Source organism: Paenibacillus sp. HGF5 (assembly GCF_000204455.1).
GTDB lineage: Bacteria > Bacillota > Bacilli > Paenibacillales > Paenibacillaceae > Paenibacillus_AQ > Paenibacillus_AQ lautus_A.
In genome coordinates this window covers 172701-184392 of sequence record NZ_AEXS01000067.1, presented here as the reverse complement: position 1 = coordinate 184392, position 11692 = coordinate 172701, and the positions used below count along the sequence as shown (strand labels likewise).

At 54.3% G+C, this 11692-nt stretch carries 9 protein-coding genes; 8 read left to right on the top strand and 1 reads right to left on the bottom strand.

Translation table 11 applies throughout. From position 1 onward, the window contains the following. Positions 1-449, bottom strand: a 449-nt coding sequence (locus tag HMPREF9412_RS31690; protein WP_009591619.1) for an AraC family ligand binding domain-containing protein, incomplete at its 3' end; no start/stop codon positions are given. Positions 450-609: 160 nt separating this feature from the next. Between HMPREF9412_RS31690 and HMPREF9412_RS11870 the strand changes: the two genes are divergently transcribed. The 8 genes from HMPREF9412_RS11870 (at position 610) to HMPREF9412_RS11835 (ending at position 11496) form a co-directional block, all read left to right on the top strand. Then, a complete protein-coding gene (locus HMPREF9412_RS11870; RefSeq protein WP_009591672.1) occupies positions 610-927 on the top strand; it encodes an ArsR/SmtB family transcription factor in 318 nt (105 codons plus the stop codon). A gap of 66 nt (positions 928-993) precedes the next feature. Further along, positions 994-1476, top strand: coding sequence for an SRPBCC family protein (locus HMPREF9412_RS11865; RefSeq protein WP_009591680.1), 483 nt, complete (start codon positions 994-996; stop codon positions 1474-1476). 130 nt (positions 1477-1606) lie between these two features. Further along, positions 1607-2614 carry a C45 family autoproteolytic acyltransferase/hydolase gene (locus HMPREF9412_RS11860; RefSeq protein ID WP_009591574.1) on the top strand — a complete coding sequence of 336 codons (1008 nt, stop codon included), beginning with the start codon at positions 1607-1609 and terminating at the stop codon, positions 2612-2614. Between the two features lie 16 nt (positions 2615-2630). Continuing rightward, positions 2631-3221, top strand: a complete 591-nt coding sequence (locus HMPREF9412_RS11855; protein WP_254664034.1) for a hypothetical protein — start codon at positions 2631-2633, stop codon at positions 3219-3221. Positions 3222-3600: 379 nt separating this feature from the next. Next, complete coding sequence (locus tag HMPREF9412_RS11850) at positions 3601-4302, top strand: ABC transporter ATP-binding protein (protein WP_009591627.1); 702 nt, start codon at positions 3601-3603, stop codon at positions 4300-4302. A gap of 10 nt (positions 4303-4312) precedes the next feature. After that, positions 4313-7627, top strand: coding sequence for an ABC transporter permease (locus HMPREF9412_RS11845; RefSeq protein ID WP_009591697.1), 3315 nt, complete (start codon positions 4313-4315; stop codon positions 7625-7627). A gap of 283 nt (positions 7628-7910) precedes the next feature. After that, positions 7911-9653: an ABC transporter ATP-binding protein gene (locus HMPREF9412_RS11840; protein WP_009591615.1), complete on the top strand. Its 1743-nt coding sequence runs from the start codon at positions 7911-7913 to the stop codon at positions 9651-9653. Beyond that, positions 9634-11496, top strand: coding sequence for an ABC transporter ATP-binding protein (locus tag HMPREF9412_RS11835; protein ID WP_009591688.1), 1863 nt, complete (start codon positions 9634-9636; stop codon positions 11494-11496). The genes HMPREF9412_RS11840 and HMPREF9412_RS11835 overlap by 20 nt, the downstream gene beginning before the upstream one ends. Positions 11497-11692 lie beyond the last annotated feature (196 nt).

Genomic DNA, 11692 nt, shown 5'->3' with positions numbered 1-11692 from the left:
GTTTCCCGCATTAATGCCATCAGCATGGATTCAATCTCCAATGGAGTGGCTTTTTGCTGAAGCCCTATTCTACAGGAATGAACCAGATTTCGGCAGCGATCGTTTTGATATTTCGGCAGCAGGATGGGCATATCGGATTGGGAGGGATGATAGCGGGCGGGCGCAGGGTCGAGCCACCGGGGATGGATAAAGACCATCGTATATTTCCAGTCGGCGGAATTCTCGGGGTGGCAAGCATGAGGGAGCAGCGGCGGAAAATGCACAATATGTCCCTGAGCAGCCTCATACCGTTTCCCGGCAGACCATATGCGGGTAGCCCCTTGCTCAATGAGACCAATGGAGATTTCTTCGTGAAAATGCTTTTTGTAGGCCAGATGATCCAAAGCATCGCATTGTTTGATTTCCAAAAACGGCAGATCAGGGTCGCGCAAAAATATAATATTGGGCATTTCCGTCATTCCTCCTTCTTGGCTGGGGCAATCCCGTATTACCGTGTTAAAACCGGACATCAATAGCTACATTATAAAGAAGGCGTTATGTTTGTTCAAAGATGGCGTAAGCCTATTATATAACTTTACGGAAATATAACTGCATAGTAATATAATAAACATGTTGAACGACAACCTTTTTGAAGTATTGGCAGAGCCGAACCGCAGGACGATATTGGACTACCTGCGCGTGAAAGAATGTACGGTGGGGGAGATTGTAGAGCTCATGCAGCTCAGCCAACCCGGCGTGTCCAAACATCTGCGCATTTTGCGGGACGCAGGCCTTGTCTCGCTGCGGAAAGAAGCACAGAAGCATGTGTACAGCCTGAATGCCAAGCCTCTGGAGGAGATCCACGACTGGCTGGAGCCCTATCGGCAGTTCTGGACGAACAAGCTGGATGATCTGGAGAGGCTCCTGGATGAGGATGAAGCTCCGTAATCATCCTAAGGCCGCCGGATTGGATGAACCATTTTTGAATCAAACATTCCATAAGGAGGATGAGTGATGCTGGCTGTTGTACAGCAAGACGAGTTCGGAACGACCGTCCGATTTGAACGCCGCCTGAAGCATTCGGTTGAGAAGGTGTGGTCCTATCTAACGGATAATGACAAGCTGAAGCAGTGGTTCTCGGAGCTGAAGGTGGAGGATTTGCGCCAAGGCGGAAGAATTACCTTTGACATGCAGGACGGAACGTTCGAAGAGTTTGAGATTACGGACTATCGGGAGTTATCGGTACTGGAGTATACGTGGGGAGAGGACCGGGTGCGTTTTGAGCTGCATCCCGAGGCCGAAGGCTGCCGTCTGGTGCTGATCGAGACGATAACGAACATCACGGATCATACGCCGAAGGATATAGCCGGTTGGGACGTATGCCTGGACGTCATCGAAGCACTGCTGGATGGCAGGATGCTTGAATCGCGCAAAGACGCCTGGTCCGAAAAATACGAGCAATACGTTCACGTATTTGAACAATTGCCCCGAGCATAAATTTTGCTCCTTCCAAGCATGCAAACATGCGGGGGTGGAGCTTTTTTTATTGGAAGGAGAGCGAATTCCATCTATAATCGGATGAGGGATATATTCCCATAAGGAATACCGTCTGGGTGGAGGGATCAAAATGCCAGATTACAAGGTAAACATCTTGCAGCTTAGAGAAGATAACTATCATAACGGGCTGAAGCTGGGCCGCAGCCTGCGAAATCAGCCCATATTGAAAGCTTTTGAAGCGGCCACCAAACCGGAGATCGACACGGAACAGCTGAAGAGCATCTATAACGAGTTTGCCCCGCAGCTGCTATCGGAGCTTGAGGGACTGGCGGAAGGCTTGGAAATGTCCTTTCCCAAAGCCGCGGCGCTTCTGGGCGGATACGACGTCCCGAAAATCGCGGCCATGGGCTGCTCGGCGATGATCACGGCTTCGTATTACGTAAGAAATTACGATTTTACGCCTGCGTTTTACGATGGTTATTTTACTGTGGCTCAAGCCGATCAAGGCCTGGCAACCGCGGGCTATAATTTGCAGGCCATAGGCAGGCATGACGGGGTGAATGAGCAAGGGCTTGCCGCCGGGCTGCATTTTGTCAGCTTTGACGGATACCAGACGGGACTGTCGCCTTGGGTCGGCGTTCGGATGATACTGGAATCGTGCGGCACGACAGAAGAAGCGTCTTATATGCTGCGCCATATTCCCCATGCGGCTTGTTATAACTTTTCAATAGGAGATGCACAGGGCAACATGGCCGTTGTCGAGGCAAGCCCGGACCAAGTGATTCCCCGTGCGGGCGGGGAGGCGGCAATTGCCTGCGTTAACCATTATGAGGAGTTGACGGGCAAAAACAGGCCTGCCATCGAGCATTCCCTGCGGCGTAAACGTTACCTCGACAGTCTGGATGCGGAACGGTTAACCCAAACCGAGGTCTTCGGTTTGTTTAAGGATCCCAAATCCCCTTTGTTTTTTACGGATTACGACGATTTGTTCGGAACGCTGCATACCTTTTCGTACGCCTTCGAAGATGGAAGGGTCATGACCTCGCTTGCTCAGGGCGGCGTGCTTGATTTTTCGTTCAGGGATTGGATCCGGGGCCAAAATATCCCCGAAGCGGCGTTGACGGGACATATCGAATGATATGAGGACGGACGGCGTGTTTAAAGCTCGGGCAGCAGGATTGCGCTTGGGTGCAATCGCGGTGTTGTTAGTCCTCCTGCTGCTTTGTATCGGAAAAGCCGATGAGGATATTACGCTTCATAACGAGATCAACATTCCTTTTGTATATCGATTGCTAATGTCGTATGCCCCGGATTCATATACGGTTGAAAGCCAATACGGCAAACCGGATATCGTAAGAAAGGAACGGGACTATACGTATGAAATTCACGAAATGGCGGATGGCAGCAAGCTGGTTTCGTTCTTTTATCCCCGAGGCGGACATCTCACGGATCAATGGCGGCTTAGCCGCCTCCCGGAGCGGAGCGAGTTTGAAGTTTTGGTTCCAGGAGAAGCCCTTGCTCAAGAAGTCAAACGGATCGATCCCTATTTTAAGCTTATGACCGACGCGACCCACGAGACGGGAACCAGCGAGCATCGTCTCCGGGATACCGGATTGGCCACGATTCAATACAAGCACGCGGGGGGCAGATGGATCGTGGATTCGATCGGGTACACGGCTCAGGACCCTTCCGGTTTCGTAATGAAGCTTCGTGCGGAGGACCGGGCGATCTTCTGGAAATCATAGGATGTTTATCATTGCTTTATAATGAACGCTTCTTCCCGGGTGAAGAAGCGTTTTTTGTGCCATTCGTGCATGCGAATTTGGAACATTCTGTGACTTAGCCGTCTGGGGCTATTCAGCGTTTTCTTTGGCGGATTTGTTTATGCTACACTGGTTTTAAGGATGGACTCACGGATCAGGACAAGCCAAACAAGTGAATCTAACAACGAAGAACGCGCAAATAGAATAGTCCGCTGCACAGGTTTAGGCAGACGCCGCAGTACGTATCCGTATAAACATTGACCATCCTGCAGCTGACGCGCTTATAGACCGCTTGGGTTACTTAAGATTCTACATAACGTTCCAGGCCGAAAAGGCAACGATGAGTTGGGAATGGAGTGACATGGCTTTTGTGAGCATTAAGGATGGATATAAGCGCTATCGGATGGGCGAGACCACCATTGTAGCCAACGACGGAATCAACCTGGAGATCGAAAAGGGCGAGTTCGCGATTATCGTCGGTCCCAGCGGGGCAGGAAAATCCACGGTGCTGAACATATTGGGCGGCATGGACACCGCCGATGAGGGGCAAGTGCTGGTGGATGGAACGGACATTGCCAAGTTTAACAGCAAGGAGCTGACGGGATATCGGCGCAATGACGTCGGATTTGTGTTCCAATTTTACAACCTGGTTCCCAATCTGACGACAAAAGAAAACGTGGAGTTAGCCTCGCAGATTTCGCCCCGAGCTCTGGATGCCGAACAAGTGCTGCGGGATGTCGGCCTGGAGCAGCGCCTGAACAATTTTCCGGCGCAGCTGTCCGGCGGCGAACAGCAGCGGGTGGCGATTGCCAGGGCGCTTGCCAAGCAGCCGAAGCTGCTTCTCTGCGATGAACCCACGGGTGCCCTTGATTACCATACCGGGAAGCAGGTGCTCAAGCTGCTCCAGGACACCTGCCGCCACACGGGAACGACCGTTATCGTCATTACGCATAATTCTGCCCTGGCACCGATGGCCGATCGCATCATTGAGATCAACAATGCCAAGGTTCGGAAGACGGTGGTGAATCCGAATCCCGTTTCCGTAGACAGCATTGAGTGGTAGGGAGACATCGATGATGAAGAAGAAAGCGTTATGGACTGATATTTTCCGGGAAATATCGCGGACAAAGGCACGGTTTCTGTCCATTTTTGCGATTATTATGCTCGGCGTTGGCTTTTTCGCGGGGATCAAGGCCACCGGGCCGGATATGCTGGATACGGCGGATCACTACTATAAGGATTTAAAACTGATGGACCTTAAGGTTCAATCGACCTTGGGTCTAGAACCAAGCGATATTGAAAAGCTGAAACGGGTTGCCGGCGTGGATGCGGTTCAACCGGGCTACGGCGCGGACGTATTTCTCGGCGACAGCGGGCGGATCGCGAAGGTGCTCTCCTATGACCCAGGAAATAATCTGAATCAATATGTGCTTACAGAGGGGCGAATGCCAGAGGTTGCAGGCGAAATCGTCATCGATGCAGGAGAGAGAGGAAACGAATTTAAAATAGGGGATCAGGTCACCTTTACCAATCCGGATCAGGAAACGGATTTGGGGGAAACGTTTGATCATCTGACGTATACGGTCGTTGGAAGAGCGAAAAGCCCGCTGTTCATAAGCAGCATGAGCCGGGGAACGAGCGGTATCGGCAAAGGGACGGCGGATGTATTTGCCGTTATTCCGGAGAAGGATTTTAAACTGCCTGTTTATACGGAAGTCTATATGACCTTTCAAGACACGGCGGAACCTGCTCCTTATACAGCAGAGTACGACGATAAAATCAGCCGCCACAAAGAAGCGGTTGAACTGGCGCTGGAGGCCATGCCGCAGGAGCGGCTGGCGGAAATCCGTGCAGAAGGGCAGAAGAAGCTGGACGAGGCGATGGGCAAGATCGAGGATGCCAAGAGGCAGCTTGCCGATGCGGAGCAGGAGTTAACGGATGCCAGGCTCAAGCTGAATGAAGGCGAGCAAGCGTACCGCGATGGGGTGAACAAGCTTCAGGCCGAGCTGGCCCAAGGGCAGGCTAAACTCGATGCGGCGGAAAAAGAACTTTCGCAAGGCAAAGCGGAGCTGAAACGCAATCAGCAGAAGCTGGAACAGGGCCGGAATCAGCTCAAGACGGGTCAGAGCCAATTGGATCAACAATGGGCGTTGCTTGCGCCGAAGCTGGCACAAGGACAGCAATTGGCCAAGGCGCTGCAGCAAATCTCCGGCTTGGACCCGGAGGCCATCCCGGACGAGCAGAGGCAAGAGCTGCTCTCGGCAGCTCAGTCAGCCGATCCGAAGCTAGGGGCGGCCGCCGCCGGCTTCATGGACGGCGCATCGGACGGCGCTGCTTTGCGACAGGCGGCTTCCGAGTTCCAGCGTGGCCTGGACGAGGCTTCGCTGCAGCTGGATCAGGCTCAGCAGAAGCTGGATGCAAGCGAAGCAGAGCTGAAGGACGGGCAGGCTAAGCTTCGGGAAGCCGAGCGTCAGCTCGCGCAGGGAGAGGCAACGTTCAAGCAAGGAACGGAAGAGCTTGCAGCCGCCAGACGGGAGGGAGAAGCCAAGCTCGCGAATGCGAAAGCGGAACTTGCCCAAGGACAGGCGGACTACCGGGAAGGTCAGGAGAAATTCAAAGAGGAAAAAGCAAAGGCTATGCGGGAGATCGCAGACGGCGAAAAGGAAGTGGCTGAGGGCCAGAAGGAGCTTGATCAGCTTGAGCTTCCCAAGGTCTATGTCATGGACCGCAGCGTTAACCCGGGATATACCGAGTACAGCGATAACGCGGACCGTTTATCTTCCATTGCCACCGCGTTCCCGGTATTCTTTTTCCTGATTGCGGCCCTCGTCAGCCTGACGACAATGACCCGGATGGTTGAGGAACAGCGGCTCCAGATCGGAACCCTGAAAGCCCTCGGATACAGCAACCGGGACGTGATGAAAAAGTTTCTGGTCTACTCGACGCTGGCGAGCGTTTCCGCATCGGCTGCCGGACTGGCCGTCGGCTTTACCCTGTTTCCCGCCATCATCTATGATGCTTACGGCGCTTTATATAATCTGCCCGATGTAAGAACCAGCTTCTATCTCAGCTACAGCGTCGTCTCGGTTGTCGTGGCTGTGCTCTGTACCACCATGACGGCTTATGTGGCCGTGCGGGTGGAGCTTCGAAGCAACGCCTCGGTCCTGATGCGTCCAAGGGCGCCCAAGAACGGATCCCGCATATGGCTGGAGCGAGTGCCATGGGTGTGGAATCGGCTCGGCTTTATTGGAAAGGTAACCGCGCGAAATCTCTTCCGCTACAAGCAGCGGATGTTCATGACGGTCTGCGGCGTGGCCGGGTGCACGGCCCTGATTCTGACCGGTTTCGGTCTTAAGGACTCCATCGGGGATATCGCGCCGATGCAATACGGCAAAATCATGCAGCACCAGGCGACCGTGGTATTCCAAGAAGATAACGGCGAGAGCGGCGGGCTGGAGGACTATAACAAGCGCCTAGCGGGAGTTCCGGAGATTACGGGAATCCTGAACGTGACCCAGGAGGCGATGACCGCGGCGGCCCCCGGCGTGAACGGCCAGGATGTGAATTTGTTCGTGCCGCAATCGCCGGAGAAGATCGATTCGTTTATCGTGCTGAAGCCCCGCGAACAGGGGCAGACGCTGTCGCTGACGGATGACGGCGCGATCATTACCGAGAAGCTGGCCAAGCTGTTCGGTCTCGGCATTGGCAGCACTTTCACGGTTCAGAACAGCGACAATGAACCCTTTGAAATACGCGTGGCGGGGATCACGGAGAACTATGCCCTGCACTACGTGTACATGACGCCGAAGTACTACGAAGATATTTTTGAAGCAGCGCCCGAAGTAAACAGCCAGCTGCTGACTTATGACCGTAACGATCCGGAGTGGGAGGATCGGCTCGGGGAATCGTTAACCGCAAGCGAACGGGTCGCCATGGTGAGTTTCACGAGCGGCGTAAGCGACGCCTTCAGCGATACGATGGACAGCATGAACGTCGTGGTGGTCGTCCTGATTGTGTCCGCTGCGGCCCTCGCATTTGTCGTGCTGTACAATCTGACGAATATCAACGTATCCGAACGGATACGCGAGCTGTCTACGATCAAGGTGCTTGGCTTCTATGACAAGGAAGTAACCATGTACATTTATCGCGAAAACATGATCCTGACCGTGCTCGGGATCATAGCGGGCAATCTGGCAGGCATTTTCCTGCATCGGTTCGTGCTCCTGACCGCAGAAGTGGATGCGATGATGTTCAGTCCCACCATCCATGAAATCAGTTATGGCTACGCGGCGCTGCTGACGCTGCTGTTCTCGGCCATCGTCATGGCTTCCATGCATTACAAGCTGAAACGGATCGACATGATCGAAGCGCTGAAGTCCGTGGAATAGACATATATTTCGGCAAGAGAGCCATATTCGCGGGAGACGATCCTTGTGAACGGGCTCTCTTTTTCGCTGCCTGTCATCCTGGTTTTTATGTTGTGCCATGCGTGTAGTGGTAATGGAATGCGATTTCCCGCGATAATTTTCATCCTTCGGCAAGATCTAGGAGAAAATATATTATAATGGACATATCCAGCCATGGTACGAACTAATATTGCTACTACATGAAGACCTATGGGTAAATGATGTAAGAATAGGATAAGGGTCTTCGACACTCGGAGGAATGCATATGGGAATCGTCTTCTCGATCTTGAAAAAGTACCGCGTTGCAGCGATTGCGGCACTTGCCATGATGCTGATCGAGCTCACCGTCGAGCTGATTCAGCCGCTGCTTATCTCCAAAATCATCGACGACGGCATACAGAAGCAGGACATGTCCGTCGTATGGATGTGGGGAGCCGTTTTGACTGGAAGCGCTATTATAGCCTTCATCGCCGGGATATCCAGCTCTTTTTTTGCGGCGCATACGAGTCAGGGGCTCGGTTATGATCTTCGCGATCAATTGTATGACAAGGTGCAGTCTTTCTCTTATTCGATATTTAACCGGTTCGCCACCTCATCGTTGATTACCAGGCTTACGGGTGACGTCACCCAGATCCAGGACACGGTGTTCATGGGCCTGCGGTTCATGACGCGCGTCCCGCTGGTGGTGCTCGGCAGCATTATCATGGCACTCGTAGTGAATGTGAAGCTGGGCTTGCTGCTTGTGCTGACCGTGCCCGTATTGTTCATTTTCATCGCTTGGATCATGAAGCGGGCTGCCGATGCGTTCCGCACCGTCCAGCAGCGGCTTGACGCGGTGAACGGCGTCATTCAGGAGAATCTGACCGGGATTCGCTTGATCCGCGTATTCGTGCGCATGGGCCATGAAATCGAGCGCTTTGCCCGTACCTCCGGCAAGCTGATGAGCACCACCGTCTCGACCTTGCGATTAACGGAGACCACGATGCCGTTTATTCTCCTCGTTATGAACGCCGGGATCATGGCGGTCCTGTGGTTCGGCCGCAAAGATATTGCGTCCGGGAGTGCCAGCGTCGGCGAGGTGGTCGCCGTCGTCAACTATTCCCTGCGCTGCATCGGCGCCATGTCCGCCCTGTCTTGGGTCGTCGTTGCCTTTTCCCGCGGACGTGCTTCCGCCCAGCGTGCGCAGGAGGTGCTGGGCACGGAGGATACGGCGGCAGGCTCAAACAAGGACCAAGCCGGAAAAGTGGATATTCAGGGGGGCGTCAAATTCGAGCAAGTGAGCTTCAGTTATCCGGGCAGCGACATCGACGTCCTGACGGATATTTCCTTTGAAGCGAAGCCCGGTGAGCGCATCGCCATCATGGGAGCCACAGGTTCCGGCAAATCCTCGCTGGTCCAGCTGATTCCGCGGCTTTACGAGGAAGAGAAGGGGACCGTGTTCGTGGACGGCGTGGACGCCGCGACGATCAATGAGGTGAACCTGCGCAGCGGCATCGGCTATGTGCCGCAGGAAGTGCTGCTCTTCTCTGGGACGGTGCGGGAGAATATTGCTTGGGGACGCGAGGATGCAACGATGGAAGAAATTCAGGAGGCTGCTCGCCGAGCTCAGATTCATGAGACCATTGAGCATCTGCCTAACGGGTATGACACGATGCTGGGCCAGCGCGGGGTCAATTTGTCCGGCGGACAGAAGCAGCGCCTGTCGATTGCGAGGGCGCTCGTGCGAAAGCCCGCCATCCTCATCCTGGACGACAGCACCAGCGCGCTTGACGTCCGAACGGAAGGCGCTCTGCTGGATGCCCTCAAGGATTTATCCTGCACGACGTTTTTGATTACGCAGAAGATCAGCTCGACCACTTCGGCGGATTTAATATTGCTGCTGGATGACGGGCGTTTGATCGGAAAAGGGAATCATGACGCTTTGATGAAAAGCTCCGCTCTGTATCGACGCATCTATGAATCCCAATATGGAGAGGAGGCGCAGCATCATGCTCAAGGCATTCACTGAACCGTTTCGTCACCCGAAACCGAAGCTCGATCTTGACAAGAACAAGGATGGCGGCAGCCGTGGCGGCAAGCCGAAAGCCAAGGCCAAAAACTGGTCGGGCACCCTCTCCAGGATATGGACCTATCTTGCCCGGCGCAAAGGGAAACTCGCGCTCGTGCTGCTGATGGTGATGTTCAGCTCGGGCCTGGCGCTGCTGGGTCCCTATCTGCTCGGCGTCGGGGTGGACAAATTTCTGGATGATGTACGAAATCCCGAGAGCACCATCGATTCCGCCTGGCTGTACTTTCTGGTTGGCCTGGCCGTCGTATATGTCCTTCAGGCCTTAACCACCTGGCTGCACAACGTCTGGATGATCGGCATCGCCCAAGAAACCGTGTACCGGATGCGGATGGATCTGTTCACGCACCTGCACCGGCTGCCGATTCCGTTCTACGGGAAGCGTCAACAGGGCGAAATCATGAGCCGTCTGACGAATGACATCGAGAACGTGAGCTCGACGCTCAACAGCTCGGCCATTCAAATCTTCTCGAGCGTGCTGACTTTAATCGGCACGTTAACCGTCATGTTATGGCTTAGCCCGCTGCTTACGCTTCTGACGTTCCTGGTCGTGCCCCTGATGATGATGGGGATGCGCTGGATTACCCGCCGGACCGGCCCGCTGTTTAAAGAGCGTCAGCGCAATCTGGGGGATCTGAACGGTTACATTGAAGAAACGCTGTCCGGGCAGCGAATCATCAAGGCTTTTTCCCAGGAGGAACGGGTGGTCCGCGAATTCGATGATCGCAATCAACGGATTCGTCTATCGGGCTTCTGGGCGCAGAGCATATCGGGCTTCATTCCGAAGCTGATGAACGGGCTCAACAACTTGAGCTTTGCGATCGTGGCGGGCATTGGCGGCATCCTGGCGATCCAGGGGCATATTACGATCGGCGTCATCATTATATTCGAAAGTTACGCGCGGCAGTTTACGAGACCGCTGAACGATCTGGCGAACCAATGGAATACGCTGCTGTCCGCCATTGCGGGTGCGGAACGCGTATTCGAAGTGCTGGACGAAGAGGTTGAAGCGAAGGATGAAGGAGCGGCCGTCACGCTGAAGAGCGTAGAGGGGGCGGTCAAGTTCGACAACGTCTCGTTCTCTTACGATAAAGACGGGGACACCCTGGAAGGCATCAGCTTTGAAGCGAAGCCCGGCGAGATGATTGCGCTGGTCGGTCCGACCGGTGCGGGAAAAACCACCTTGATTCAGCTTCTCTCCAGGTTTTACGATCCGGACAGCGGAAGCATTACCCTGGACGGCCGGGACATTTCTTCGATCCGCAGGGAAAGCCTGCGTTCGCAGATGGCTTTCGTGCTTCAGGACTCGTTCCTGTTTCAGGGCACCATCCGTGAGAATATCCGTTTCGGCCGGCTGGATGCGACCGACGAAGAAGTGGAGGAAGCCGCAAAATTGGCTAACGCCCACTCGTTCATCGTGCGCATGAAGGACGGTTACGACAAAATGCTCAAGCCTGACGGCAGCGGCATCAGCCAAGGGCAGAAGCAGCTGCTTGCGATCGCAAGGGCGATTCTGGCCAACCCCTCCATGCTGGTGCTGGATGAAGCGACAAGCAGCATCGATACCGTAACGGAGATCAAGATCCAGGAAGGGCTGCAGCGATTGATGAAGGGCAGGACGAGCTTCGTGATAGCCCATCGTCTGAATACCATCCGTTCCGCCGACCGCATCCTGGTGCTGAAAGACGGACGCCTGCTGGAGCAGGGCTCCCATGATGAGCTGCTGAAGCAGGGAGGGTTCTACAGCGACTTATATCATGGACAGCTGAAGCGCGCCGCCATGTAACCTTAGAGCCGGCACCAAGAGGAAGAAGCGCATGTTCTTCTCTGCCCGCAGCCGCGTTTGGACGTATAAGGGTTACCAGGTATAGGCAGGCACCATAGTATCCATAGCATCGCCATCGCATCCAACAAAATTAAAGGCATCAGGACATCATCAAAACCACCGGAGCGGCTACAGCCAAGCGTTGCTCCGGTGGTTT

What these genes read in the sequence shown, in the direction of transcription:
- HMPREF9412_RS11870 (WP_009591672.1), top strand. Translation starts at nt 610, where the DNA reads ATGTTGAACGACAACCTTTTTGAAGTATTGGCAGAGCCGAACCGCAGG.
- HMPREF9412_RS11865 (WP_009591680.1), top strand. Translation starts at nt 994, where the DNA reads ATGCTGGCTGTTGTACAGCAAGACGAGTTCGGAACGACCGTCCGATTT.
- HMPREF9412_RS11860 (WP_009591574.1), top strand. Translation starts at nt 1,607, where the DNA reads ATGCCAGATTACAAGGTAAACATCTTGCAGCTTAGAGAAGATAACTAT.
- HMPREF9412_RS11850 (WP_009591627.1), top strand. Translation starts at nt 3,601, where the DNA reads ATGGCTTTTGTGAGCATTAAGGATGGATATAAGCGCTATCGGATGGGC.
- HMPREF9412_RS11845 (WP_009591697.1), top strand. Translation starts at nt 4,313, where the DNA reads ATGATGAAGAAGAAAGCGTTATGGACTGATATTTTCCGGGAAATATCG.
- HMPREF9412_RS11840 (WP_009591615.1), top strand. Translation starts at nt 7,911, where the DNA reads ATGGGAATCGTCTTCTCGATCTTGAAAAAGTACCGCGTTGCAGCGATT.
- HMPREF9412_RS11835 (WP_009591688.1), top strand. Translation starts at nt 9,634, where the DNA reads ATGCTCAAGGCATTCACTGAACCGTTTCGTCACCCGAAACCGAAGCTC.